General features: G+C 62.7%; 24 protein-coding genes and 1 pseudogene. 15 read left to right on the forward strand and 10 right to left on the reverse strand.

All coding sequences use genetic code 11. The annotated features are described in order from the left end of the window. The first annotated feature begins 155 nt into the window (after positions 1 to 155). The 5 genes from ASD63_RS20815 to ASD63_RS20835 all read left to right on the forward strand — a co-directional run bounded on the left by ASD63_RS20815 (position 156) and on the right by ASD63_RS20835 (position 4384). Positions 156 to 920: an SDR family oxidoreductase gene (locus ASD63_RS20815; protein ID WP_034803857.1), complete on the forward strand. Its 765-nt coding sequence runs from the start codon at positions 156 to 158 to the stop codon at positions 918 to 920. Beyond that, the gene (uvrC, locus tag ASD63_RS20820) at positions 917 to 2941 is read left to right on the forward strand and encodes an excinuclease ABC subunit UvrC (RefSeq protein ID WP_034803860.1); all 2025 of its coding nucleotides are present in this window, start codon (positions 917 to 919) and stop codon (positions 2939 to 2941) included. The genes ASD63_RS20815 and uvrC overlap by 4 nt, the downstream gene beginning before the upstream one ends. Positions 2942 to 3070: 129 nt before the next feature. After that, positions 3071 to 3658, forward strand: a complete 588-nt coding sequence (pgsA, locus tag ASD63_RS20825) for a CDP-diacylglycerol--glycerol-3-phosphate 3-phosphatidyltransferase (protein ID WP_034803862.1) — start codon at positions 3071 to 3073, stop codon at positions 3656 to 3658. Beyond that, positions 3655 to 3915 (forward strand): molybdopterin converting factor subunit 1, encoded by a 261-nt coding sequence (gene moaD, locus ASD63_RS20830; protein ID WP_034803865.1) that lies wholly within the window; start codon positions 3655 to 3657, stop codon positions 3913 to 3915. Before pgsA ends, moaD begins: the two co-directional genes overlap by 4 nt. Positions 3916 to 3919: 4 nt before the next feature. Further along, the gene (locus tag ASD63_RS20835; protein WP_034804281.1) at positions 3920 to 4384 is read left to right on the forward strand and encodes a molybdenum cofactor biosynthesis protein MoaE; all 465 of its coding nucleotides are present in this window, start codon (positions 3920 to 3922) and stop codon (positions 4382 to 4384) included. 16 nt (positions 4385 to 4400) lie between these two features. Here ASD63_RS20835 and ASD63_RS20840 read toward each other — a convergent pair whose 3' ends face one another. Further along, positions 4401 to 5297, reverse strand: a complete 897-nt coding sequence (locus tag ASD63_RS20840) for a branched-chain amino acid ABC transporter permease (RefSeq protein WP_034803868.1) — start codon at positions 5295 to 5297, stop codon at positions 4401 to 4403. A 67-nt stretch (positions 5298 to 5364) separates the two neighbouring features. On the opposite strand from ASD63_RS20840, the gene ASD63_RS20845 reads away from it, so the two are divergent. Both ASD63_RS20845 and ASD63_RS20850 read left to right on the forward strand, forming a co-directional pair. Beyond that, the gene (locus ASD63_RS20845) at positions 5365 to 5925 is read left to right on the forward strand and encodes a CGNR zinc finger domain-containing protein (protein ID WP_034803871.1); all 561 of its coding nucleotides are present in this window, start codon (positions 5365 to 5367) and stop codon (positions 5923 to 5925) included. Next, positions 5922 to 6431: a hypothetical protein gene (locus tag ASD63_RS20850; RefSeq protein ID WP_034803874.1), complete on the forward strand. Its 510-nt coding sequence runs from the start codon at positions 5922 to 5924 to the stop codon at positions 6429 to 6431. Before ASD63_RS20845 ends, ASD63_RS20850 begins: the two co-directional genes overlap by 4 nt. Before the next feature lie 91 nt (positions 6432 to 6522). Here the strand turns inward: ASD63_RS20850 and ndk are convergent, their stop codons facing one another. Then, positions 6523 to 6945 carry a nucleoside-diphosphate kinase gene (gene ndk / locus ASD63_RS20855; RefSeq protein ID WP_034803877.1) on the reverse strand — a complete coding sequence of 141 codons (423 nt, stop codon included), beginning with the start codon at positions 6943 to 6945 and terminating at the stop codon, positions 6523 to 6525. 102 nt (positions 6946 to 7047) lie between these two features. Next, on the reverse strand, positions 7048 to 7737 hold the full coding sequence (locus tag ASD63_RS20860; RefSeq protein ID WP_060529817.1) for a glutathione S-transferase family protein: 690 nt from the start codon (positions 7735 to 7737) through the stop codon (positions 7048 to 7050). Positions 7738 to 7885: 148 nt separating this feature from the next. On the opposite strand from ASD63_RS20860, the pseudogene ASD63_RS20865 reads away from it, so the two are divergent. Next, positions 7886 to 8382: pseudogene (locus ASD63_RS20865) on the forward strand (DinB family protein). On the opposite strand, the gene ASD63_RS20870 reads toward ASD63_RS20865, so the two are convergent. Then, positions 8368 to 10968 carry an AMP-binding protein gene (locus ASD63_RS20870; RefSeq protein ID WP_034803882.1) on the reverse strand — a complete coding sequence of 867 codons (2601 nt, stop codon included), beginning with the start codon at positions 10966 to 10968 and terminating at the stop codon, positions 8368 to 8370. The pseudogene ASD63_RS20865 and the gene ASD63_RS20870 sit on opposite strands and share 15 nt — an antisense overlap. A gap of 277 nt (positions 10969 to 11245) precedes the next feature. On the opposite strand from ASD63_RS20870, the gene ASD63_RS20875 reads away from it, so the two are divergent. Beyond that, positions 11246 to 12319: a GGDEF domain-containing protein gene (locus ASD63_RS20875; protein WP_034803886.1), complete on the forward strand. Its 1074-nt coding sequence runs from the start codon at positions 11246 to 11248 to the stop codon at positions 12317 to 12319. Between the two features lie 10 nt (positions 12320 to 12329). Here ASD63_RS20875 and ASD63_RS20880 read toward each other — a convergent pair whose 3' ends face one another. From ASD63_RS20880 to ASD63_RS20890, 3 genes are all read right to left on the reverse strand, one after another. Then, complete coding sequence (locus ASD63_RS20880) at positions 12330 to 12782, reverse strand: MarR family transcriptional regulator (RefSeq protein WP_034803889.1); 453 nt, start codon at positions 12780 to 12782, stop codon at positions 12330 to 12332. A gap of 90 nt (positions 12783 to 12872) precedes the next feature. Beyond that, positions 12873 to 13148 carry a hypothetical protein gene (locus ASD63_RS20885; RefSeq protein ID WP_060522129.1) on the reverse strand — a complete coding sequence of 92 codons (276 nt, stop codon included), beginning with the start codon at positions 13146 to 13148 and terminating at the stop codon, positions 12873 to 12875. 144 nt (positions 13149 to 13292) lie between these two features. After that, positions 13293 to 13580, reverse strand: coding sequence for a hypothetical protein (locus ASD63_RS20890; RefSeq protein WP_034803904.1), 288 nt, complete (start codon positions 13578 to 13580; stop codon positions 13293 to 13295). 312 nt (positions 13581 to 13892) lie between these two features. On the opposite strand from ASD63_RS20890, the gene ASD63_RS20895 reads away from it, so the two are divergent. Continuing rightward, a complete protein-coding gene (locus ASD63_RS20895; protein WP_034803907.1) occupies positions 13893 to 15782 on the forward strand; it encodes an ABC-F family ATP-binding cassette domain-containing protein in 1890 nt (629 codons plus the stop codon). A 32-nt stretch (positions 15783 to 15814) separates the two neighbouring features. On the opposite strand, the gene ASD63_RS20900 is transcribed toward ASD63_RS20895, so the two are convergent. Beyond that, positions 15815 to 16657, reverse strand: a complete 843-nt coding sequence (locus ASD63_RS20900) for a GNAT family N-acetyltransferase (protein WP_060529818.1) — start codon at positions 16655 to 16657, stop codon at positions 15815 to 15817. 224 nt (positions 16658 to 16881) lie between these two features. Between ASD63_RS20900 and ASD63_RS20905 the strand changes: the two genes are divergently transcribed. After that, positions 16882 to 17808 (forward strand): Gfo/Idh/MocA family oxidoreductase, encoded by a 927-nt coding sequence (locus ASD63_RS20905; protein WP_034803912.1) that lies wholly within the window; start codon positions 16882 to 16884, stop codon positions 17806 to 17808. Positions 17809 to 17881: 73 nt separating this feature from the next. Here the strand turns inward: ASD63_RS20905 and ASD63_RS20910 are convergent, their stop codons facing one another. Next, positions 17882 to 18331, reverse strand: coding sequence for a DNA polymerase III subunit chi (locus ASD63_RS20910; RefSeq protein ID WP_034803915.1), 450 nt, complete (start codon positions 18329 to 18331; stop codon positions 17882 to 17884). Positions 18332 to 18372: 41 nt separating this feature from the next. Then, a complete protein-coding gene (locus tag ASD63_RS20915) occupies positions 18373 to 19866 on the reverse strand; it encodes a leucyl aminopeptidase (RefSeq protein WP_034803917.1) in 1494 nt (497 codons plus the stop codon). 421 nt (positions 19867 to 20287) lie between these two features. On the opposite strand from ASD63_RS20915, the gene lptF reads away from it, so the two are divergent. The 4 genes from lptF to ASD63_RS20940 all read left to right on the forward strand — a co-directional run bounded on the left by lptF (position 20288) and on the right by ASD63_RS20940 (position 26007). After that, positions 20288 to 21457, forward strand: a complete 1170-nt coding sequence (gene lptF / locus ASD63_RS20925; protein WP_034803922.1) for an LPS export ABC transporter permease LptF — start codon at positions 20288 to 20290, stop codon at positions 21455 to 21457. Further along, on the forward strand, positions 21454 to 22533 hold the full coding sequence (gene lptG / locus ASD63_RS20930; RefSeq protein ID WP_034803924.1) for an LPS export ABC transporter permease LptG: 1080 nt from the start codon (positions 21454 to 21456) through the stop codon (positions 22531 to 22533). The genes lptF and lptG overlap by 4 nt, the downstream gene beginning before the upstream one ends. Further along, a complete protein-coding gene (locus ASD63_RS20935; protein WP_034803926.1) occupies positions 22533 to 24881 on the forward strand; it encodes an LPS-assembly protein LptD in 2349 nt (782 codons plus the stop codon). Before lptG ends, ASD63_RS20935 begins: the two co-directional genes overlap by 1 nt. 184 nt (positions 24882 to 25065) lie before the next feature. Then, positions 25066 to 26007, forward strand: coding sequence for a peptidylprolyl isomerase (locus tag ASD63_RS20940; RefSeq protein ID WP_034803927.1), 942 nt, complete (start codon positions 25066 to 25068; stop codon positions 26005 to 26007). Positions 26008 to 26015 lie beyond the last annotated feature (8 nt).

Genomic DNA, 26015 nt, shown 5'->3' on the forward strand with positions numbered 1-26015 from the left:
TAACGAAAGCTATACTATAAGTACGCAAAATAATACAATTTACGCCAATTCCATTAATTTTTGGGCAAGGAATCGTCAGGGAGTGTTTCAGCCCCGCGTTTCTTCCCTATATCTTCGTCCGCTGACGCGAAGATTCGAAAAAGCGGGATGAAACGTTGAAGAAAGCACTGAAGGCGGCTCTCGTAACCGGGGGCGCCAAGAGGATCGGTAAAGCTATAGTGGAGGACCTGGCCGCCCACGGCTTTGCGGTCGCCATTCATGCCGATGCCTCGTTTGACGAAGCGCGGGCCCTGGCCGAAACCCTGAAGAAGACGGGAACGAATGCCGTCGCGATTCGAGCCGACCTTACGGATACGGGCGCGACATCGACACTGATCGAGCGCGCGACAGCAGCGCTCGGGCCGATCGATCTGCTCGTCAACAATGCGTCGCTGTTCAAGAAGGATAGCCTCGATGCCTTCGACGAAGAGGTCTGGGACCAGCATTTCGCGCTGCATGTGAAAGCCCCTTCCCTGTTGGCGCGCGATTTCGCCGCGCAACTGCCGGCCAAGGCCAGCGGGCTCATCATCAATGTGATCGACCAGCGCGTCTGGGCTCCCAATCCGCGCTTTTATTCCTATATGTTGTCCAAGTCGGCGCTTTGGACGGCCACCCGGACGATGGCGCAGGCACTCGCCCCGCGCATCCGCGTCAACGGCATCGGCCCCGGACCGACGCTGCCGAACGAACGGCAGGACCCGAAGGATTTTGAGGCGCAGGTCGATGCGCTGATCTTGAAGCGCGGGCCGACGCTCGACGAATTCGGACGGACGATCCGCTTCCTGTTCGACACGCCGTCGATTACCGGACAGATGATTGCGCTGGACGGGGGCCAGCACCTCGCCTGGGAAACGCCCGACATCAGGGAGATAGTGGAATGAATGGACGCGTGCCGGCCGACGGCGGCATCCTTTATGATGGCAGCGAAGCGGAAGACGACGACGACCTGATCGAAGTGTCTGACGGGAGCGGCATTGCGGCCGTCGTCGAGTGGCACGAGAATCACTCGGAGACCGAGGGACTGAAGGGCGCAGAGTTGATCCAGGCCTTCGTCAAGCTGCTGCCGAATGGCCCCGGCGTCTATCGCATGTTCAACGAGGCCGGCGACGTTCTCTATGTCGGCAAGGCGCGCAGCCTGAAGAAGCGCGTCAGCAACTATGCCCAGGGGCGCGGCCATTCCAACCGCATCGCCCGCATGGTGCGCGAGACCGCGAACATGGAGTTCGTGACGACGCGCACCGAGATCGAGGCGCTGCTGCTCGAAGCCAACCTGATCAAGCGCCTGAGGCCCCGCTTCAACGTGCTTTTGCGCGACGACAAGTCGTTTCCCTATATCCTGGTGACCGGCGACAGCCGTGCACCGGCACTCTACAAGCATCGCGGCGCACGCAGCCGCAAGGGCGACTTCTTCGGTCCCTTCGCGTCCGCCGGCGCGGTCGGCCGCACGATCAATTCGTTGCAGCGCGCCTTTTTGCTTCGGACCTGCACCGACAGCGTCTTCGAGACGCGCACGCGCCCCTGCCTGCTCTACCAGATCAAGCGCTGTTCGGCGCCCTGCACCGGCGAAATCAGCGATCAAGGCTATGCGGAACTCGTTCAGGAGGCTAAGGACTTCCTCTCGGGCAAGAGCCAAGCGGTGAAGGCGACGATCGCCGCCGCCATGGGCGAGGCAGCCGAGAACCTCGACTTCGAAAGGGCAGCGCTTTACCGCGACCGCCTCGCCGCACTCAGCCACGTCCAGAGCCACCAGGGCATCAACCCCTCTGGTGTCGAGGAAGCCGACGTCTTTGCGATCCACCACGAGGGTGGCATCTCCTGCATCCAGGTGTTCTTCTTCCGCACCGGGCAGAACTGGGGCAACCGCGCCTATTTCCCGAAGGCCGACCCGTCGCTGCCGACGGCCGAGGTGCTCTCGCAATTCCTCGCACAGTTCTACGACGACAAGCCCTGTCCGCGGCAGATCCTGCTTTGCGAAGCGGTGGAAGAGCAGGAACTGCTCGGCCAGGCGCTGAGCGAAAAATCCGGATACAAGGTCGCGATCCAGGTGCCGCAGCGCGGCGAAAAGAAGGATCTCGTCGATCACGCGCTCGCCAATGCGCGCGAGGCGCACGGCCGCAAGTTGGCAGAAACGGCCTCGCAGTCGCGCCTGCTCGAAGGCTTCTCGGAAACCTTCAAGCTGGAGCGCACGCCGCGCCGCATCGAGATCTACGACAACTCGCACATCATGGGCACCAATGCCGTCGGCGGCATGGTGGTGGCGGGGCCGGAAGGCTTCGTCAAAGGCCAGTACCGCAAGTTCAACATCAAATCGACCGACATCACCCCGGGCGACGACTTCGGTATGATGCGCGAAGTGATGACGCGGCGGTTCTCGCGGCTGCTGAAGGAAGAGGGCAAACCGGACCGGAGCGCGGAGGTCGGTGACGATGCCGCTTTCCCCGCCTGGCCCGACGTCATTCTCATCGACGGCGGTCAGGGACAGATGACCGCGGTGCGCGCCATCCTCAAGGAGCTCGATGTCGAGGACTGCGTGACGGCGATCGGCGTCGCCAAGGGCGTCGATCGCGACGCCGGCCGCGAACGCTTCTTCGCGCTCGGTCGCGACAGCTTCACGCTGCCGCCGCGCGATCCGGTGCTCTATTTCATCCAGCGGCTGCGCGACGAGGCGCACCGTTTCGCGATCGGCTCGCATCGGGCTCGCCGCAAAAAGGAGATGGTCAAGAACCCGCTCGACGAGATCGCCGGCATCGGGCCGACGCGCAAGCGCGCGCTGCTCACGCATTTCGGCACCGCCAAAGCCGTCTCGCGCGCCGGCATCAACGACCTGATGGCCGTCGCCGGGATTTCCGAAACGGTGGCGCGGCTGGTCTACGAACATTTCCACGACGATGCCGGGAAATGAAAACCTGATGTCACAATTCACCCGGCGTTCACATGCGATAGGGCAAATATGACAGTTGACGACGATGACCTGTTGACCTCCGGCCAGCAAAGTCATTTCTGTACCTGACGAACCAGAGAACACGAATCCATGCCCACGCCCGTCGCCTACAGCATCCCGAACCTGCTCACCTACTTCCGCATCCTGATCGTGCCGCTGATCGTCCTTTGCTTCTTCGTCGAAGGACGGCTGCACAGTTCGGACTTCGCGCGCTGGACGGCAGTGGCGCTTTTTGCCGTTGCCTCGATCACCGATTTCTTCGACGGCTATCTAGCGCGCATCTGGAAGCAGACATCGAACATCGGCAAGATGCTCGATCCGATCGCCGACAAGCTGCTGGTCGCCTCCATCCTGCTGCTCGTCGCCGCCGACGGCACGATCGCCGGCTGGTCGATCTGGGCTGCGATCATCATTCTGTGCCGTGAAATCCTGGTCTCGGGCCTGCGCGAATATCTGGCGGCGCTGAAGGTCAGCGTTCCCGTTACCCGCATCGCCAAGTGGAAGACGACGATCCAGATGGTCGCCATCGCCTTCCTGCTTGCCGGCCCGGCCGGCGACAAGATTTTGCCCTATACGACGGAAGCCGGTATCGTGCTCCTGTGGATTGCCGCCGCGATCACGCTCTATTCGGGCTACGATTACTTCCGCGCCGGCCTCAAGCACGTGGTCAACGAATGAGCACCGTCAACCTGGTCTATTTCTCATGGGTGCGCGAGCGTATCGGCAAGGGCGAGGAAACCCTCGACCTTCCCGCCGGTGTCGTCACCATTGCCGATCTGCTTCAGCACCTGAAGACGCTCGGCGAGGAATACGAGGCGGCGCTCGAACATGAAAACGTCATCCGCGCGGCCATCAACCAGGAACATGTCGACCACAAGGAGCCGATCGCCGGCGCCCGGGAGATCGCCCTGTTTCCGCCGATGACGGGTGGCTGAGGCCATGCGCGCGCCGGTGACCGTGCGCGTCCAGCGCGAGGATTTCGACCTCAATAGCGAGGTCGCCAAGCTTTCGGCCGGGCGTGCCGACATCGGCGCCATCACCACCTTTTCCGGGCTTTGCCGCGACGAGGCAGGCACGCTTGCCGCCCTCGAACTGGAACACTACCCCGGCATGGCCGAGGCGGAGATCGAACGCATATGCCAGGAGGCGGTCGAGCGCTTCTCGCTCCAGGCGGCCACCGCCATCCACCGCTACGGCAAGATCCTTCCCGGCGAGAACATCGTGCTTGTCGTTGCCGCCTCGCGGCACCGGCAGGCCGCCTTCGACGGCGCCAACTTCATCATGGATTTCCTGAAGACATCGGCTCCCTTCTGGAAGAAGGAACATTTGGGCGACGGCACGACCGGCGGCTGGGTCAGCGCCAAGGATGCCGACGACACCGCACGGGACCGCTGGTCGAAGTAGCCGCCGTTCCTTGAGGTCAGGGAATGACCTTCTCCTTGCGCGTCACCGCCAGCACGATCACCAGAAATCCGAAGATCGCAAAGTCGCGCCAGAGGATCGGCCCATAGGCGCTCCATAGCGTTTCGAGCAGGCCGACCGCGGCAGCGCCGAGGGCTGCATAGAGCGGCGAGGCCTGGCCGCCGATGGCGGCGATGAACAGTACCTTGACGCCGAAAGTAAGCCCCGTGCCGAAATCCATGTTGCCGTAGTAGGACGCGGCGAGGATGCCGCAAAGGGCAGCAATCAGGGACGCCGCGCCATAGGCGGCGATGTAGACAGTGGCCGCGTCAACCCCGCAAAGCGCTGCAGCCCCCCGGTCTTCGGAGACGGCCCGCCAGAACCGCCCTGCCCGCGAATGGGTCAGGAACCAGTGCCCGGCCGCCACCAACGCCGCCATCAGCGCGGTATCGCCGAGTTGGATGACGGTCAACGTGACCGGGAAACGCGGATCATCCCAGAAGACGATGTTGGCATTGAGGAACGGCGGCAGCCACAGGCTGCGGGTCTCCGAGGCAAGCCGTGCCGTCTCCATCAGCACCAGCAGGCAGCCGAGCGAGGCGACGACGACGGTGTTGGCCGACGAGAAGGCCAACGGCCGCATGACATACCGCCCGGCGACGAGCCCGGCACCAACACTGAAAGTCAGGGCAGCCGCCGTACCGAGACCAAGGGCGGCCGGAAGCACCAGCCACAGCCGGTCCCAGCCGAAAGCAGCAAACAGCACAAAGATCTGGCCCGAGAAGGCAAAGAGCGCACCATAGGTGAGATCGGCCCGGCGGGTCACGGCAAAGGCGATCGCGTAGCCAAAGGCCAGCGCCGCGTAGAGCGCTGCGACGGGAACGGCATTGGCGAGCTGCTGCAGAAAATAGAGCATGGCGCATCCGGAGCGTGACAAGATCAATATAACTGGTAAAATCCATTTTGCCAGTTAGGATTTTTGCATGACCTTCACCTGGACAGCCCATCGATTTGCCGGCGGCGCCCTGGCACTGGATGTCGCCAATTCCATCGTCCTGCGTTTCGATCCCGAACGCCGGATCGACCGCTTCGCCGATGTCGTCGCACTCCATTCCTTTGCAGAAGCCGCCAACCGCTACAGCGCGGAGAGTGTACGCTTCGGCGCGCTTGCGCCTGTCGCCGCGGAGAACCGTGACCGGCTCTTGCAGTTGCGCGAAGCGACCGACCGGCATTTTCGCGCAGAGATCTCGGACACAGGCCGGCCGGAACTGTTGGCGGATCTGCTGGAAGCCATCGCCGGCGTCTTGCGCGGCTCGACGCACCAGGGCGGCCTGCTTTCGCTCGACACCGCAACGGCGCAATCGGCGCTCACGCTTGCCGCCAACCCCGAGCCCGATCGGCTGAAGATCTGCCCGAATTGCGGCTGGCTGTTTCTCGACCGCAGCCGCAACCGCAGCCGCACCTGGTGCGACATGGCCGTCTGCGGCAACCGCACCAAAGCCAAGCGCCACTATCACCGCAACAGGGAAGAAGCAGGCCCATGACAAGGACATTCGGGATCTTGGCCACACTTGCCATCGCACTTGCCGCTGCGGCATGTCAGCGCGAGAGCGGCCCGGATCCGCTGAAGCTGACGGGCAAGATGTTCGTCTTCAACTACCGCCTCGCCTATGCGACCTACATGGTCACGCTGACCAAGGCCGAGGCGGTGCCCGACGGCAGCATCGTGGTGGCGCGCTTCGAAAATCCGGCCGGCGGCGACGCGCTGACACTGGAGCGCAAGCTCTTTCCGAAGTTGGAGAAGGTGGTGCTGGAAAGCCCCGATGTCACCTGCGTGAAGAAGGATCGCCCCTATACGGTGTCGATCGAGGTCAAAGGCCCCGAAGGCCAGTCACTGCAGAAGCTTGAGACCACCGTCGTCTCCGATGTCGATCAGGACATCATGCCGGCCAAACCGCTGGTCGAGGGCCCGGCCTACGACAAGAACCCGGCGGTCTTCAGCGGCGGCAAGGCACCAGCCCATTTCGAGACCGCGAAGTGCCCCGTCTGAGAGACCGGGCAACAAAAAACCGGAGCGTTTCCGCTCCGGCTCAAATCCTGAGTCAATTCAAGCCGCTATGGCTCGAACCGAAGATTTTGAATCAGCCAACGATCTCGGTGCCCGAGAACCAGTAGGCGATTTCTTCAGCAGCGGTTTCCGGAGCATCCGAACCGTGAACCGAGTTTTCGCCGATCGAGAGAGCGTGAACCTTGCGGATCGTGCCTTCGTCAGCGTTTGCCGGGTTGGTGGCGCCCATGACTTCGCGGTTCTTGGCGATTGCGTTTTCGCCTTCGAGAACCTGAACGATGGTCGGGCCGGAGGACATGAACTCGACCAGTTCGCCGAAGAACGGACGCTCCTTGTGAACGGCGTAGAAGCCTTCGGCTTCGCGACGGCTCATCCAGACGCGCTTGGAAGCGACGACGCGCAGGCCGGCATCTTCGAGCATCTTGGTGATGGCGCCGGTCAGGTTGCGCTTGGTCGCGTCCGGCTTGATCATCGAGAAGGTACGTTCAATAGCCATTGGCTCAAATCCCTTGTTTCTTGAGAAGTGGCGGTTCATTAGCCGCCAATTCCGCGCAAAACAAGGGGGTTCACCGATGATTCGGCTTAGGCCAGGCGGGTTTCACGCAGCCGTCACACTGCGCCCGAGCCCGCCATGCAGATCGAGGCAGCGCTCAAACCAGGCGGTGACGGGATCACCCGGCTGAAGCAGGCGCTGCGGCGAGACGATGCGCGCCCATTGAAACGCGCCGAAGACGATGTAGTCGGCGAAAAGCGGCGTTGCACCACCCAGAAAATCCTGAATCTTCAGCAGATGGCGCAAAGGCTCGAGCTTTTCCGAGAAGGTTGCGAGAGAGGATCCGCCACTTTCGGCCACGGCCTCGAGCGACGTGCCGAAGCGCTTTTCCCGGCTCTCGCGGAAATAGGCCTGATCGACGGGGTCCAGCCGGTCGTGAATGTCCCGGATAATGATGCGGGTGACGGCCGGGTGCAGCGTCGTCTGCGACCAACCCTCGACGAAGCGGGAGATCGCCATCGCCCCCTCGCCGGCAAAGAGCGCCGGACGGTCCGGATAGGTCCGTTCGAGATAAAGGGCGATCTCGAAGCTGTCCTTCACGAGCTTTTCTCCATCCCGCAGCAACGGCACCAGGTTCGTCGCCCCGTCCTCGATCGCTCGGATTTCGGTGAAACCGATCGGCACGGTGTCAAAGTCGAGCCCCTTGTGGGCCAGCGACATCGCGGTCTTCCACACATGCGGCGAGAAGGGACGCGCCCTGTCGGATCCACACAGCGAATAGAGCTTTCTAGTCATGCAAACTCTCCGGGACGATTGGCGTCCTCTTGAACGACATATCCGCCGCGTCATCAAATCAGTAAATTTCATGAATGATATCAGACACAGGAATGCGGTTCCGGGTTAGCGTCGCCATCCGCAACCGCAGCCATCAGGAAGGTAGCCGATGCTCGATCATTTTCGCATGTTCGCCGATTATAACCGCTGGGCGAACCGCCTCGTCTATGCTGCTGCTGCGGAGCTGACCGATGCCGAATTGCGGGAAAACCGCGGCGCCTTTTTCGGCTCACTGCTTTCAACCCTCAATCATATCCTCGTTGCCGACCGCATCTGGATGAAGCGCTTCACAGGCGAGGGCAATACCCCTGCTTCACTCGACACGACCCTGCACGAGGACCTCGCCGGGCTTACCGCCGCGCGGGCGGCCGAGGACGAACGCATCATCGCCTGGATCGACAACCTCAGCGACGAGCGCCTTGGCGCTTTGCTTAGCTACAGAACGCTCACCAATCCGGCGGCCGTCGCGCAGAGGCTGGCGCCGACGCTCGGCCACTTCTTCAACCACCAGACCCACCATCGCGGTCAGGCGCACGCGACGGGCGCCCGTCCCTGATACTGGACCTGGCCCAGTTTCTGAGGACCCAAGGATCACAGTGGGCGTAACGGCGAGCGTAACGCCTCGAAGCCGAACAGCCGCAGTGGCCGGATCTCACGCCCGCGCCATGCGGTAAGCTTCTTCAAGAGCTGACGCTGGCCGAGCCATGCGACGAGGCCGAGCGCCACGCCGCCGACGATCGACAGCAGCGAAAAAGCCGCCGGCGGCAAGGCCGGCTGCATCGGCACCATCAGCAATTCCGGCACGAAGCGGTGCAGGATGTAGATGTGGAAACCCGCCGCCGACAGGGGCAGGATGAGCTGAGCCGACCAGCGCGGCAGACTGACGCGTGGAAGGTAAAGCAGCGCTGCCAGGACGGCGATCTGCAGCAGATATTTGATCTTCGTGCCGATCCAGACTCCTTCGTAGAGGCCGAAGAACAGGAGGGCCCCCGTGCCGGCCAGCATCAACAGCAGCCGCTGCCTGGCCGTTTCCGCAACGGCGGCGCACCAGCCAATGACGGCGAGATAGAAGATCCATGGCAGCGTAAAGATCTGGCGATTGCCGATCGGCCAGACGAGTGGCAGCGCCAGACGGGTAACAAGCGCGGCCAGAAGCAAGGCCATCCCGGCGGCGAAGGGTTTTGCCGACACGAAACGGCGAAACTGCGGGACGGCAAAGAGCCCGACGAAGACCACCATCATCTGGCAATAGGCCTCGATGAACCAGTAGAGATAGGGCACCATGCCGTGCGTTTCCGGCAGGGCCACGCCGAAGTTGCCGACGAGAAAGACCGAGGCCCAGGGCACCTCACCCCAGGCGACCGCATAGGCCGCAACGATCAGATAATAGGGGATCAGCACCTGCGCGAGCGGCCGCAGGATCGCCCAGCCGTCGCCTGCAAGCAGCGCTCCCATCTGAAAGCGCGCAAGGCTGAAGCCGGCGAGAACGACCATTGCCGCCGACCCGCCGGGGATCGGCCACAGGACCTCGTGGTGCAGGACGACCAGAAGAATGGCAAGCGCACGGATCAAGAGGTCCGTGCCGATCCGTCGCGTGGCAGTCTCGCGCCGTTCCTGGAGCGATAGCTCGGCGATCGGCAAGGTCTCCCAGGTATCCGGAACTTGCCCCAGCGCCTTTTCCAGCCCGATCGACAGCTGAACGAAGCGCAAGGAATCGCCACCGAGCGAGACAAAGCTGTCGGACCGCTTCACCCGCTTCGGATAGAAGACCTGGGCAAAGAGCCCTTCGATACCGCCGTTATCATCACCGCCACTGGCCGCCGCCTGGCGGGCCGCCATGTTCAGCCCGTTGTAATCGATCTTGCCGCTGGCAAGCCGCGGCATCTCGGCAAGGGGCGTCGCCTTCAGGTGGGCCAATGTCAGCCCGCTTGCCTGCGCCAAGAGCCGCCTGATCTCTTCGGCATCGCGGCTGCCGGCGTAAAAGGCGTGAAGGCCGGCATCGTCGCCGACGACGGCAGCGGTGATGCCGCGCGCCTCGAGCCCCGCTTCCAGCACATCGTGCGCGATCCTGAACCCGGCGATCTTGGAGATCCGCTTCATGCGGCCGACGATCTGGAACAGGCCGTCGGCATGGCGCATGGCGAGGTCGCCGGTCCGCAATTCGGCAAGGTCGGCGCCGCGGCAGAGGTCATGCCGTGAAATGGCATAGCCCATCATGACGTTCGGGCCGCGATAGACGAGTTCGCCAGCCACGCCGTCGCTTTCGATCGGCACGCCGCTCTCGCTCACGATCAGAAGGCGTCCACCTGGAATGGCGACGCCGATCCTGTCCTCGTTGCCGGAAAGCTGAGCCGGCGGCACATAGGCGATGCGGGCGGTGGCCTCGGTCTGGCCGTACATGGCGAAGAAAGCCACACCCTGGGTGCCGAGATGGTCGTTGTAGAGTCGGATAACATCAGCGCTCAAGCGGCCACCGGCGACAGTCATGAAACGCAGCTTGGCGAAGCGACGGTCGCGGAAGCCCACTTTTTCCAGCAGCTCGTAGGAGTAGGGCACGCCCGAGAGGTTCGTGCTTCCGCTTTCCGCGAGACCATCGAGAAAACCGGCATCGAGGATGGAGCCGCCGGGAATATAGAGGCTGGCGCCGACGGCCAGGTGAGAATTCAGCACCGACAGGCCGTAGGAATAATGGAGCGGCAGGATCAGGCAGCCGCGATCTTCCGCCGTCAGGCCGAGATAGTCCGCGATCGCCACAGCGTTGGCGGAAATGTTTTCCCGCGAGAGACGCACGGCCTTGCCGCAACCGGTGCTGCCCGATGTCGAGAGCATGACGGCCAGTTCGTCATGGGGCGTCCGATCGCCTTGTCGCAGATGCTCCGTGCGCCAGCGGCCATCGATGCGACGGAAGCCGAAGTCTGGCTCGAAGGCATCGACCCAGGAGCCGGCAGCGCCGTTCTTCGGGGCTTGCATGGCGACGGCATGCCCGGCGGCGAGCGCTGCCAGATAGGCGACAATCGCATGCTCGCAAAGCTCGGCCTCGATCGTTACCAGCCCGCGCGGACCGCGAAAGGCAAGTGCCTGGCGGGTGACCCGCTCATGGAGTTCGCGATAGGTGACGATCCGTTGCCCGGAAAAGACCAGCGCCGGCCGGTCGCCCCATTTCGCCAGATCCGCAATGAACGAGAGGGACATGCTTGACCGTCGCTGTTTGCCCGGGCTCGATGCCCGATTTAGCAGCGCCGAATATAATTGGTGACTAAAGGCGTCAAGTATAAAGATGGCGACAGTTGACGACCGTCCATTCCCCGCGACATGCGGTTGCAGTGGACGGAGGACCGATGGAATTTAGCAACCATACCGGGCGGGAATCGCCCAGAGCCCGAAATCTTCAGACTCCCTTAAATGCAGCCCTCTCATAGTGGCGGCTTATCAAGCCAGAGATCGAGAAGCGACCGGGGGCCACGACAGAATGAACAGGCAAGTTCCAGCGGATGCCAGCCGATCGCAGGCAAGGCAGGCGGCGATCATTCTGAAGGTGGCGCATGCGATGTCGGCGCACGGGATCGCGGCCCTGCCCCGCAATTACGAGCTTGTCTACGAGGCGCTATCCGGTCGCCTGCCGGAGCTTTCCCGCGAACTCGCCGCACTCGGGCACAACCCGCAGCAGGATGCGCTGGATGCCCTGGGTCTCAGGCATCACCTCATCTCCCATGCAGCACTTGCCGCGGACCGCGCGAGAGCCGCGGGCCAGGAAGCGCTTGCCGAGATTGCCGGAAAGCTCAGGCTCGCCTTGCTGCAGAAACAGAGCTTCAAGGATGAACTGGACCATTTCGCCGGCCGCCTGGCCACGGACCCCGTTGCAGGCATGTCCGAATTCGCCGACGACGCCGCGCGACTGCGGGAAGCGGCTGGCCGTTTGACGAATGAAGAAGGCGCTCTCCAGCAGGCGCTGGAAACCAGCATGACACGTCTCGCCGAACTCGAAGGCGAGCTTGCCGAAAGCCGGCGATCCCTGACCCGCGACCCGGCCACGGGCCTGCCGAACCGCCTGGCGCTGACGGCAAAACTCGACTCGATCCTCGAAGCGGAACGGGCAGACCAGCCGGTTGCCCTGCTTCTTGCCTCGGTGGAAGGGCTGCGTGAAATGGCGGAGCACCACGGCGGCACGGTCGCCGCGAAGGCGCTTTCCAAGCTCTCGACGCTGTTTCGCAAGTCGATCAAGAAGGACGATTTCGTCGCCCGCGTGGGCCAGCAGGAGTTTGCCTTCGTGTGCCGGGATGTCAGCACCGAAAATGCCGAGGCCATTGCCCGGCGTCTGCGGCAGTCGGTGAAGGAACTGACGGTCACCCTCCCCGGACGGGCGCACACGGCCGAGACGCTTTCGCTTGCGGCCGGCATCACCCTTGCGCAACCGGCATCGACGAGCGCCGATCTGCTGACCCAGGCGGAGCAGGCCCTCGCCGGCGCACGCGATGGCGCCGGCATCCTGTGCTATTCGGCGGCCCTCGGCCGCGGCAGGGGCTACGGCCAGAGCGCCGCTTGACGCTTGCAAATCAGGCGGCGTCCGGGTGACGGCTTTCGTCGATTTCCGACGCCCTTTCACGCAGACAGCCGAGCAGCCGGAAGAATTCGGTGCGTTCACAATCGTCGAGCGCTGAGAACAGCTCATCGATCGTGCGATGGCGCGGCTGCAGTGCCGCCTCCAGCGCCAGCCGACCGCGGTCGGTGATCGAGATGATCTTCGCGCGGCGGTCTTCCGGATCCGGTTCGCGCAGGACCATGCCGCCCCGCTCCAGGCCATCGATCGCTTCGGTGACGGTTCTGGCCGCAAAGCCGAGCGCCGAGGCGATATCCGCGCAGCGACAGGGGCCGAGCGTGTTCAGATAAAACAGGAATTTGCTGCGCGCGAGCGAAACGCCTTCCTCCGACATCGATGCGTTCACCAGGCGATGAACGCAGTGGTAGAGCTCGAAGAGCCGCTCGGCGACTTCGACTTTTTCTGTCATGGCAATGTACCTCATTTGGCAACGCCAAAACGAAACAACCCGGCCCCGCGTGGGCGGGACCGGGTTGTTCGGTCAACCGTCTGGCGTGACTTACTGCTTGTTTTGGTCGGCCTCGCCGAAAGCCCTGGCGCCGCCATTGGCGATCGCGCCGGTTGCCGTCTTGTCGACGGATCTGTCTTCGATGCCCGCATAGTAGTCGCCGCGGCTTGCGGTCGCGGACACGCCGGTGCCGGCGGAGGCTTCGGCGCGGCCGGTAAAGAGCGGCGTGGAGCTAACGCCCTCGTAGTAGCTTCCGCCTGCGACAGCGGCGGACGCGCCGCCGAGCATGGCCGCCGCAACGAGGATTGCGGCAAAGGACTTCTTCATCAATCTGTTCCTTGGTGGAGGTAGAAGGTCGGGGACTAGGCCCGCATAGGCGCTTGGGGTCGCCTCATAGGATCATCACGGTGATCCATCAAATCCCTTGAAATGGGGTGCGGGCCAAAACCCGCGCCCCCTCATTCATCGCCGTTAGCGCGAAATGCCCTGGTAGTATTCGCCTTCGCCGCCGATCACGCTCTTCGGCGCGACGCTGAAGTTTGCGACCGAGCCGGTGTTGGTGCGATCGACATAGCCGGCTTCGGAGCTGCCGATGGTGAAGGACGACTTGCCGGTGACGGCCGGCGTGCGCTCGGTATAGAGCGGCGTCGGGCTGACGCCTTCATAGTAGCTGCCGCCGGCAAAGGCAGCAGAAGCGCCACCGAGGATAGCGGTTGCAACGAGAGCGGCGGAAAGAGCGGTCTGGATTGCGGTTTTCATGGTCTTTGCTCCTGGGAGGCTCGTTCGGCTGAACGAGGTTTCATCAAAAATGTCCTTGGCCGGATCGGTCGTCCCTCGGAACGCGGGGCCTCTGCCACTGGCGTTCGGTCGATCGAGGCGGTCAGAAGAGCGTTCCCCGCCCTTCCGTTGTTGAGATGGTCCCTCACGATGAGGATGTGTAGTATCGATTGTCGGAACGCCTTGTTCAAAAATCGATAACAATGACCTCTTGAATTCCCGACCCGCCACAGCGGTGGCAACAGCACGCCGACGCCTCTTGCCTTCCCGGCCAAGTCCGGGCAAAAGGCCGCAATGATCCAGATTTCCGGCCTTTCCGCCCGCATCGCGGGACGTCTCCTCATCGAAAACGCATCCGTGACGCTTCCGGCGGGCACGAAGGCGGGGCTCGTGGGCCGAAACGGCGCTGGCAAGTCCACGCTGTTTCGCATCATAACCGGCGAATTCGCGTCGGAAGCCGGCACGATCGCGCTACCCAAAAACGCGCGCATCGGCCAGGTCGCGCAGGAAGCGCCCGGCACAGAAGAACCGCTGATCGAGATCGTGCTCAAGGCGGACAAGGAGCGCACGGCGCTGGTCGCCGAAGCCGAAACCGCGACCGATCCGCACCGGATTGCCGAGATCCAGACGCGGCTTGCCGACATCGGCGCCCATTCGGCCGAAGCGCGTGCTGCAAGCATTCTCGCCGGCCTCGGCTTCGACCATGAAGCACAGCTGCGTCCCGCCTCGTCGTTTTCCGGTGGCTGGCGGATGCGGGTGGCGCTTGCGGGCGTACTCTTTTCCGAGCCGGATTTGCTGCTGCTCGACGAGCCGACCAACTATCTCGACCTTGAAGGCACGCTGTGGCTCGAGGACTACATCCGCCGTTATCCGCACACGGTCATCATCATCAGCCACGACCGCGACCTCTTGAACACGGCGGTCAACGCCATTGTGCATCTCGACCAGAAGAAGCTCACCTTCTATCGCGGGCCCTACGACCAGTTCGAGCGGCAGAAGGCGGAAGCCGACGAGTTGCAGATGAAGGCGAAGGCCAAGAACGATGCGGCGCGTAAGCACCTGCAAAGCTTCATCGACCGCTTCAAGGCCAAGGCCACCAAGGCGCGCCAGGCGCAAAGCCGCGTCAAGGCGCTGGAGCGCATGGGAACGATTGCGGCCGTGATCGAAGATCATGTCCAGGGCTTCTCCTTCCCGGATCCGGAGAAGGAAGCGGCTTCGCCGATCATCGCCGTCACCGGCGGTACCGTCGGCTACGAGCCCGGCAAGCCTATCCTCAAGCGCTTGAACCTGCGGATCGACACGGACGACCGGATCGCGCTGCTCGGCTCGAACGGCAACGGCAAGTCCACTTTCGCCAAGTTCATCTCGGGTCGCCTCGCGCCTGAGGCGGGCGAACTGAAGATCGCTCCCAATCTCAAGGTCGGCTTCTTTGCCCAGCATCAGCTCGACGACCTGATCCCGACGCAAAGTGCGGTCGAGCATGTGCGCCGGCGCATGCCGGAAGCGCCTGAAGCCAAGGTGCGCTCACGCGTGGCGCAGATGGGGCTTGCGACGGAAAAGATGGAAACGCCCGCCAAGGATCTTTCCGGCGGCGAAAAGGCGCGGTTGCTGATGGGCCTTGCCGCCTTCGACGCGCCGAACCTTCTGATCCTCGACGAGCCGACCAACCACCTCGACATCGACAGCCGCAACGCGCTGATCACCGCACTCAACGACTATTCCGGCGCCGTGATCCTGATTTCACACGACCGGCACCTGATCGAAGCGACGGCCGACCGGCTGTGGCTGGTGCGCGACGGTACCGTGACGAGCTATGACGGCGACCTCGAAGATTACCGCAGCCTGATTGTCGGTGGCCCCAAGGCGAAGGACGAGAAGCCGAGGCCGACCGGTGTCGACGACAGCCTTTCGAAGGCGGACCAGCGCAAGGTCAATGCCGACAAGCGCGCCTCGCTGGCGCCGCTCCGCAAGAAGATCAACGAAATCGAATCCTTGACCGGAAAGCTGGAGAAACTGATTCAGGCACTTGATGTGGAACTTGCCGATCCGGCGCTCTACGAAAAGTCGCCGGCCAAGGCTGCACAAAAGGCCAAGGAACGCTCCGACGCGGCAGCGAAACTCACGCATGCCGAAGAGCAATGGCTCGAACTTTCCGCCGAATATGAAGACGCGATGGCCGGCTGACAGAAGCCGGCCCCGCCGTCGCCTCCCCTCCGTCAGCCCAGCTCGAAAGTGGTAATTCCGTAGATTCGCGCCAGCGGCAGCCCCGGATCCGGCCCACGATACATGCGCGCGGTCTCAAACACGGGCTTGAGATTGTAGCGATCGCAAAGTGCCTTGGCCGAGGCGTTCGGTTCAGGGATATCGAGGTATACTTCGCTGCCGTTGACGCCGGCGGCAAGCTTGCGAAAGACCAGATCGGCGCCGGTCTCGGTGTCGGAAAAGAGCGGCCCGATTTTGAAGCCGTTGCGGCAGGCCCGGATCGTCCCATAGGCCGCCACCGCGCCATCGCGCAGCAGCAAGACGCTGCGCCGCCCGTCGCTCGCCTTCAGCCACTCGCGCAGAAACACCTCGCGACGCGCCGGGACGAAGCGGCGATCATAGTCGATGAGGAGCGGCATGTGCACCGGCGCGACCTCCAGCAGATCCGCGCCCGGCGGCTCGACCACGTCGATGATGCCGCCGTAGCGGATGTTCGCGTGGGCGTAGACGAAGCCGGACCGGCTATAGTTCTCCTGCTGCGCGACCACACCGTCCAGACCGACGATGCGCCGATCGGCAACCGACATCGCCTGTTGCCACAGCTGTCGGCCGATGCCCCTGCCACGATGATCCGGCCGGGTGATGAAGAAGCCGAGAAAGCCGAAGCTTTCGTTGTACCGCGCCAGTGAGATCGCGGCGACCGGCGCCCCCTCTCCATCCGCCACCCAATAGCCCTCGGGGTCGGCTGCCCAGAAAGGCCCCGCGTCGCCGAGGCCGGGGTTCCACCCCTCTTCCGCGGCCCACTCGATCATGATGTCGAGGTCGGCTCGGCTTGCCCGACGGATCTGCTGCTGCATCGTTCACTCCTCGTTCGGGTGGTCAGACCACCCATGTCAGTCCAGTTGACGGCACGGCATCGCACGTCCATCGGTAGAGTTAGTGCGGCGACGTTGAGAGGGAATGACAATCTGTCGATTCCATCGACATCGATGTCATAGCCGTGGGCGGAGCGGCGGCTTGCTCCCGGTGTGCAATCTGCTACAAGAGCCGACAATAAGTCATACAAATCGAGCGGAACACCATGGCCCCCATCAAAATTGCGCTTGTCGGCATCGGCAAGATCGTTCGCGACCAGCACCTTCCGGCGATCGCCAAGAACAGCGACTATCAGCTGATTGCCGCCGCGAGCCGACATGGGACGGTCGACGGCATCGACAATTTCAAATCGATCGAGGCGATGCTCGACGCGGTTCCTGCGATTGAAGCCGTGTCGCTCTGCATGCCGCCGCAGTATCGCTACGAGGCAGCTCGCGTCGCGCTCGACGCCGGTAAGCACGTGTTTCTGGAAAAGCCGCCGGGCGCGACGCTCAGCGAGGTCGCGGACCTCGAGGCGCTGGCAGCATCGAAGGGGCTGTCGCTGTTTGCAAGCTGGCACTCCCGCTACGCGCCGGCCGTGGAAGCTGCAAAGTCCTTCCTGGCAACGACGACGATCAAGGATGTCCAGGTCATCTGGAAGGAAGACGTGCGCCACTGGCACCCGAACCAGGAATGGATCTGGGCGGCCGGGGGCCTCGGGATCTTCGATCCGGGCATCAACGCGTTGTCGATCGTCACCCACATCCTGCCACGCCCGCTGTTCGTAACGTCGGCCGTGCTCGAATTCCCCGAAAATCGTGACGCGCCGATCGCCGCCAACATCACCTTCACCGACGGCCAAAAATTGCCGGTCGCGGCGGAATTCGACTGGCGCCAGACCGGCAAGCAGAGCTGGGACATCGTTGCCCGCACGGCGGCGGGCGAGATGGTGCTGTCGGAAGGCGGCGCCAAGCTCTCCATCGACGGCAAGCTCGTGCACGAGGAGCCCGAGCAGGAATATCCGATGCTCTACCGGCGCTTCGCCGAAATCGTCAAAGCCGGGAAGTCGGACGTCGATCTGGCGCCGTTGCGCCACGTCGCAGATGCCTTCATGCTCGGCAAGCGCAAGTTCGTCGAGGCCTTCCACGACTGATCTTCCGGACATGCCGGAAACAAAGAGCCCGCGGTCTCGGCCGCGGGCTTTTTTTGTCGTAACGCTTGTAAACTCAGGCCTTCTTTTCCCAACGGCCGTCGCGGTTCTGCTGCCAGTAGGTCAAGGTGTGCCCCTCGCCCTTCAGCCGCTTCCAATGGCCGCGCGCGCCTTCGAGCTGTTCCTGGTCGTAGCCGTCGAACATGAAGACGATGCGCTCATAGGCCGAAACGTCAGGTGGGCTCGCGCCATCGATGACGAAACGCACCGTCGCCGCATTGGCATTGCCATCGTCGGCGACGAGCAACACCGGTTGGTCCGCAGCAAAGTCGCCGGCGTCAGTGCCATGCGGCAGGAAACTCTCGTCGCGATAGACCCAGAGATGCGTATCGAGCGCATCGCGGCGGTCTGCATCGACCGTCTGTACGACCACGCGCCAGCCGCGCTCGACACTCTTGTCGAGCAGCGGCGGCAGCGCGTCTTCCAGCTTCGATTCCGTCAGGTGGTAGAACAGGATCTCGGTCATGCCGATTGCCTCCCGCCTTTCATCACGTCCGGCATTGCCGATCAGGCCTCGTAGCTCGCCCGCACCAGCTCATCGAGCAGCCGCACGCCGAAGCCCGAACCCCAGGACTGGTTGACCTCGTCGGTCGGCGCACCCATCGCGGTGCCAGCGATGTCGAGATGCGCCCAGGGGGTATCCTTGACGAAGCGCTTGAGGAACTGCGCCGCGGTAACCGCGCCACCGTGGCGGCCGCCGGTGTTCTTCATGTCGGCGAACTTGCTGTCGATCATCTTGTCGTATTCCCGGCCGAGCGGCATGCGCCACAGGGGCTCGTGCGTCGCGATGCCGGCGGCAAGAAGCTGCCCCGCCAGACGGTCGTCGTTGGAGAACAGGCCGGCATGATGCGTTGCAAGTGCAACCATGATCGCGCCGGTCAGGGTCGCGAGATCGATGATCGCCTGCGGCTTGAAGCGATCGTTGCAGTACCAGAGCGCATCACACAGCACGAGACGGCCTTCGGCGTCGGTGTTGATCACCTCGATCGTCTGGCCGGACATGGAGGTCACGATATCACCCGGGCGCTGCGCACTGCCGTCGGGCATGTTTTCCACAAGGCCGATGATTCCGATGGCGTTGACCTTGGCTTCGCGGGCGGCGAGCACGTGCATGAGGCCGGTGACGGCGGCCGCACCACCCATGTCGCCCTTCATTTCCTCCATGCCGGCAGCCGGCTTGATCGAGATGCCGCCGCTGTCGAAGACGACGCCCTTGCCGACGAAGGCAAGCGGACGGTCCTTGGACTTGCCGCCCTTCCACTGCATGATGACGAGGCGCGGTGGGCGGCTCGACCCTTGCGCGACGCCGAGCAGCGCGCCCATGCCGAGCTTCTTCATTTCCTTTTCGGTGAGGATCTCTACCTCGACGCCGAGCTTTTCCAGCTCCTTCGCCTTGGCGGCAAACTCGACCGGGCCCAGCACGTTGGCCGGTTCGTTCACCAGATCGCGGGCGAGAAACACGCCTTCGGCAACGGCCTGCGCCGCCGTGAACGCCTTTTTCGCCGCGATGACCGTGCCGGTGACGATCGTCACCTTGGTCGGCTTGCCGGATGGCTTCGCGTCGTCGTCGGCCTTCTTGGTCTTGTAGCTGTCGAAGGCGTAGGCATTCATCTCCATGCCGAGTGCGAAGTCCGCTGCCGCCTTTCCGGTCACGTTGGCGTCGGGCGCGTCGATGAAGACCGTCACCTTGTCGACCGAACCAAGCTTCGCAGCGACGGCTCCACCGGCCTTCAGCCAGTCATGGTCCGTCAGCGCATCCGCGTCTCCAAGACCGAGCACGACGATTCGATCGGCGGGCGAGCCGTGCGGCGCGACGATGTCGAGGGAGGAGAATGCCTTGCCGGTAAACTTCTTGATCTTCGCCGCCCTTGCGATGACGTTCTCGGGGTCGGCGACATCGGCGCCGGCAGCCGCCGACGCGCCCGCGCTCTTCAGCAGAACGGCGACGCCACCGCTCGGCTTATGGGACTTGGCAAAGGTGAACTCAAACTTCATCGACATTGAAAACTCCGGGTATTTCCTGTCTGGACGCAACCCTTTGGATCGAATGGATCTTTCCGGGAGATCGAGCGCCAGCCCAAGGGGATCTAGGCCGCACAACGCAACCGGACGACACGGCAAGGCTTATGGCAAGCCGGCCTGTTACCGGGCGGTTACAGTGGCAAATATTCGCATCATTCGCCACCGTCAAAGCTGTTGCCGGCACCCTTCTCGCTTTTCAACCGCTTGGCAAGATGCCCGCAGATGTTTACATGCGGTTAACCGAGGTTCTTCGCCTTAAATTATCCCTGTTGCTGCACAATTCGAGCAGCACGGGTGGCTGGCAAAGAACCGGGCTTCGGTTTACGGACATGGGCGAAATCCGGTTCGATAACCGCCGCCGGAACAGAAACATGAGCAGGATTTTGGACCGGACACGGGCATGAAGCTGATCGAACGCTACATATTCCGGCGTGCCGTGATCATGTTCCTCGCGACGCTCCTGCCGTTGCTTGGCATCACCTGGACGACTCAGGCGCTGACCAACGTCAACCTCGTCACCGACAACGGCCAATCCGTGCTCGCCTTCGCCAAAGTGGCGACCCTCATCCTGCCTTCCGTCATCACGATCATCCTGCCGTTTGCGCTGGTGATCGGCGTCACACAAACGCTGACGACGATGAACACCGATTCGGAGCTGACGGTGCTCAACGCCGCCGGCAGCTCGCGCATGGCGATCATCCGGCCGGTGGTCTACCTGGCATTGGGCCTCAGCGTGCTTTCCTTCGTGGTCGACAATTTCGTCGAGCCCTATTCGCGTATGGCCTTGCGCAAGATGCTGGCAACCGCCAACGCCGATCTGCTGTCGTCCGTCGTGCAGGAGAACACCTTCCGCAAGGTCGCAGACAATCTTTATGTCCAGGTTGGCGCGCGGCGGGGCGGCGGCGTGCTGCAGGGCATCTTCGTCGCCGATTCGCGCAATCCGAGCTTCGAGCTCGTCTACTATGCCCGCGAAGGCGCCATCGACGACAAGAGCTCGGCGCTGGTGATGAAAGACGGGGAAGTGCAGCGCAAGCTCCCCGACGGCAGCGTGTCGATCATCAAGTTCGACTCCTATGCCTTCGATCTCGCCGACATGACCAAGACGACGCGCGAGGCGACCATTCGAGCGAAGGACCGCGACCTTCCCGGCCTGATCAATCCGGACCCGGAAGATCACGTCTACAAGAACAATCCGCTCGCCTTTACCGCCGAGCTCAACCGTCGCTTCACGGAATGGACCTTCCCCCTTCTCTTCGGCCTGATTGCGCTGGTCTTCAGCAGTGACGCACGCTCCCACCGCGAAGCTCGGCTTCATCCGATGGTCAGCGCGCTCGGCACGGCCCTGCTCATCCGCTGGATGACGTTCTATGCCGGCAACAGCGCCGAGGACTCCGTGTGGTTCGTGCCGTTGATGTATGCCGTGCCGCTGATGGCGGGCGCCCTCTGCATTCACCAGCTCGTCAGCAACAGGCGACTGGACATTCCGATGACCGGGCAGGAAAAGCTGCAGGAACTCCTGGTTCGCCTGCGCCTGATGCGGCCTGACGCCGAGAAAGGGCAGCCGTCATGATGGGCACGCTCGGCCGCTACTTCTTCATGCGCTACGTGATCACGACGTTCTGGTTCCTCGTCGGGATCTTCTCGCTGGTCTTCATCATCGACTTCAGCGAGCAGGCAAGCCGGCTGGCAAACCTGCCGCGCTACAGCATCTCCGGCGCCCTGTTGATGACCGCGCTCCGGATCCCGCTGATCCTGCAGCAGACGATACCCTTCGTCGCGCTGTTTTCGGCCATGGCGGCGCTGATTTCGCTCAACCGCCGCTACGAGCTGGTCGTGACCCGCGCAGCCGGCATCTCCGTCTGGCAGTTCCTGCGGCCCTTCATCCTCGGCTCCTTCCTCTTCGGCGTGCTGGCGGTCGTGGCGCTCAACCCGCTTGCTGCCTGGGGAACGAAGCGCGGCGAGGCGCTTTTGGCCGAATGGGGCTCCACGCGGAACGCCGATGCTGGCTCGATCCCGTGGCTGCGGCAGATCTATAACGGCACGGACACGATCATCGGCGCGCGCTCGGTTCAGGACAACGGCACCACGCTTCTCAACGTCACCGTCATCCACTTTGATCCACAGGGCACGATCATTCTGAGACAGGATGCGGCGTCGGCGAAACTCGAAGATGGTTACTGGCTTCTTAACGACGTCACGGAAACGCGCAATGGGCAGCTTCCGCAACGTTTGAAAACAGCACAGCTGGCCACCAATCTTAAGCCGGAGTTTGTTCAGGAACGTCTTGCAAAGGCTGATTCCATTCAGTTTTTCGACCTGCCGCGCAAGATCGAAGTGGCCCGCTCCTTCGGTTTTTCGACCAACGGCATGGAAACTCAATTCCACTCAATGTTGTCGTTGCCGCTGCTGCTCGTCGCCATGACGCTGATCGCCGCTTGCGTGTCGCTGAAATTTAGCCGGTTTAACCAATCGCGCTCCGTAATTCTCGGTGGCATCCTTTCAGGCTTCGTGCTTTATGTCGTCACCGTGCTTGTCAAAGCATTCGGGAGCAGCGGCATTGTGCCTCCTTTCGTTGCAGCCTGGTTGCCAGTTGTTGTAGCGATGGCGCTGGGCTCGACGATTCTTTTAAATCAGGAGGATGGCTAGTGGCGGTAGTGAACCGCAAACGTATAAGGCTGATCAACGCTGCCCTGCTTGCAGGCGTGGCGCTGCAGACACTTGCCATGGGAATGAGTGCGCCTGCAATGGCGCAGCAGGCTTCGGACCGCCTCGATTCGTTGCGCCCGAACATGCCGGAAGACGCCAAGCTGCTTCTGTCCGCCAATGAGCTCGTCTACAACAAGGACGCCGAAAAAGTGATCGTGCGCGGCAACGTGCAGATCGATTACGGCGGCTACAAGATGGTGGCCCGTCAGGTCGAGTACGACCAGAAGAATGGCCGCATCTATGCATCCGGGGAAATCCAGTTCATCGAGCCCGGCGGCAATGTCGTCTATGCCGACAAGATGGATGTCACCGACGATTTCGGGGACGGTTTCCTCGAGCAGATGCGCATCGAAACCACCGATCTGACGCGGCTTGCTGCCACGAGCGGCGAGCGCCGGAACGGCGAAGAATTCATCCTGAACGAGGCCGTCTATACGGCTTGCACGCCGTGCTCGACCAAGCCGGAACATCGCTCGCTGTGGCACATCAAGGCCCAGCGCGTCATCCAGAACGGCCGCACGCGGACCATCCGTCTGGAGAACGCGCGCTTTGAGCTGTTCGGCAAGCCGATCGCCTATATTCCGGTCATGGAGCTGCCGGACCATACGGTCAAGCGCAAGAGCGGCTTCCTGTTTCCGACGTTCCGCTCGGCCCAGAAACTCGGAGTTGGCGTCGGCGTCCCCTACTACTGGGCGATCTCGCCCTATATGGACGCGACGGCCACGCTTACCGGCCTGACGCGACAGGGCTTCCTGCTGGAGGGAGAATTCCGCCAGCGGTTCCACAACGGCTTCCATACGCTGAACTTCGCCGGCATCAGCCAGCTCGATAAGGGCAAGTTCACGCCCGGCACCGTCGACGCGATGCATACCAATCGCGGCATGATCGCGTCGAAGGCTGAGTTCGAGATCAATCCGCGCTGGACCTTCGGCTGGAACGTACTCGTCCAGTCCGACGCCAACTTCGCCAAGACCTACGAGCTGTCGACGTTCGACGGCACCACCTATACCAACCAGGCCTACCTGACGGGGCTCGGCAAGCGGAACTACTTCGATCTGCGCGCCTTCTACTTCGACATTCAGGACGCCGACGCCAACAGCATCGAGGAAAACCAGCAGCCGGCGGCGCAGGTCCTCGACTATTCCTACAAGGCGCCTGATCCCGTGCTGGGCGGCGAGCTTTCCGCGACGTTCAACTTCACGAACGTGAAGCGCAACCGGCTCGACGCGTTTACCCAACCGGGCGTGGTCCGCTTCCGCGGCCTAGAAGGCACCTCGCACCGCCTGACCGGCGAACTCGAGTGGAAGCGCACCTTCATCGCCCCGGGCGGCCTGGTCCTCACGCCGCTGATGGCAGCGCGCGGCGATGCCATCGGGCTGAACATGGACAATCCGGGTCCGGCCTACACCGGCGACTTCAACACGAGCGATGCGGCAACGCGGCGCATGTTGACCGCAGGCCTCGAAGCCCGCTACCCGATCCTGTTCGTCGGCGAGGACAGCAGTCACGTCGTCGAGCCGATCGCACAGCTCTACGCGCGCCCGAACGAGCAGTACGCCGGCGGCCTGCCGAACGAAGACGCGCAGAGCTTCGTGTTCGACGCAACGAACCTCTTTGACCGCGACAAGTTCTCCGGTTTCGACCGGATCGAGGGCGGCACCCGCGCCAATGTCGGCTTCCGCTACACGGGGACCTTCGATAGCGGCTACGGCCTGCGTGGCATCGTCGGCCAATCCTTCCATCTGGGTGGCCTGAACTCGTTTGCGACGGACGACCTGGTCAAGGCCGGGGCGAATTCCGGTCTTGAGACCAAGAGCTCTGACTACGTTGCCATGTTCGGCATCGACGCACCGTCCGGCCTGATGGCGAGCGTTTCCGGCCGCCTCGACGAAAAGGACCTGTCGCTGCGCCGCGCCGATACCACCGTCGGCTATCTCGGCACGACCTGGCAGGCCGCGATGACCTATACGCGCATCGAAGCGCAGCCGCTCTACGGATCTCTGTCCAACCAGGACGAAATCCAGACCGCCGCCGCCTACCGGTTCCACGACTATTGGTCGGTGTTCGGCGCGATCACCTATGACATCAACAAGGATGTCATCTCACGCAACGGTTTCGGCATAACCTATGACGATCAGGACACGCTGTTCTCGATCGTCTACAAGCAGGAACGCGATACCGATGCCAATGTCGCGAACGACTGGTCGATCGGCGCGAGAATCAGCTTCCGTACACTCGGCGACGTGAACGTCGGCGACACCAAGTTCGAAGAGCTCGACTATTATTGATATCGTCAAGCGAGTGGGCGAGCCAAAAGTTCGCCCATTCGTCGATATCGGCACCGTCAAACGGTCTTGTCATCGTTTGGCCGCATGTATTATGCATTCCCTCCGACAAGATAAGGCAACGGCGCAAGGCCGGCAGGCGGACAAAGCCTGTCGACGGTGATAGTCCGGGATATAGGAAAAGAGAATGGGCGGGAAAATGTCGATCTTGAGGACACTGTCGGTACTGGCTTTGGCCGGCACCTTGAGCGTTGCAATATGCTCCGGAGCTCAGGCAGCAGCGAGCACGGTCAAGGTAACGGTCAACAACACGGTGATTACCTCCGGCGACATCGCCAAGCGCGTGGCCTTCCTTCGCCTGCAGCGCCAGAAGGGCGGCAACGACGAAGCCAAGAAGCAACTCGTCGACGAAGTTCTCAAGCGTGCCGAGATCGCACGCATCGGCCAGTCCGTCAGCACGCAGGAAGTCGATGCCGCCTATGCGCGCTTCGCCTCGGGCAACAAGCTTTCGACCGAGCAGCTCGGCAAGATTCTCGATCAGGCCGGCGTCGGCTCCGAACATTTCAAGCAATTCATCGCCGTGCAGATGAGCTGGCCGCGTGCGGTCAACTTCCGTTACGGCAGCTCTAACCGCCTCCAGGGCGCCGACCTCGTCAAGCGCATGATGGAAGGCGGCGGACAGAAACCGGTGACCACCGAGTATTTCCTGCAGCAGGTGATCTTCGTCATTCCCGAGAAGAAGCGCGGCGCGATCACCGCGAAGCGGCAGGCGGAAGCCAACGCCTCGCGCGCTCAGTTCCCGGGCTGCGAAACCTCGAAGGTGTTTGCCGCCAACTATCGCGACGTGTCGATCCGCAGCCTCGGCCGCATGCTTGCCCAGCAGCTGCCTGACGAATGGAAGCCGCTGATCGAGAAGGCCGGCGAGAACGGCACCACCGGAACCCGCGTGACAGAAAAGGGCGTGGAGTACCTGGCGATCTGCAAGAAGCGTGAGGTCAACGACGACACCGCCGCCGAAATCGTCTTCCGCGCCGAGGATATCGGCAAGAAGAAGGCCGGTGGCGAAGACCCGAACAGCGAGAAGTACCTCGAGGAGCTGCGCAAGAAGGCGCAAATCGTCAACAAGTAATCACGACG

The organism is Ensifer sp. Root558, assembly GCF_001427045.1.
Taxonomy (GTDB): Bacteria; Pseudomonadota; Alphaproteobacteria; order Rhizobiales; family Rhizobiaceae; genus Ensifer; species Ensifer adhaerens.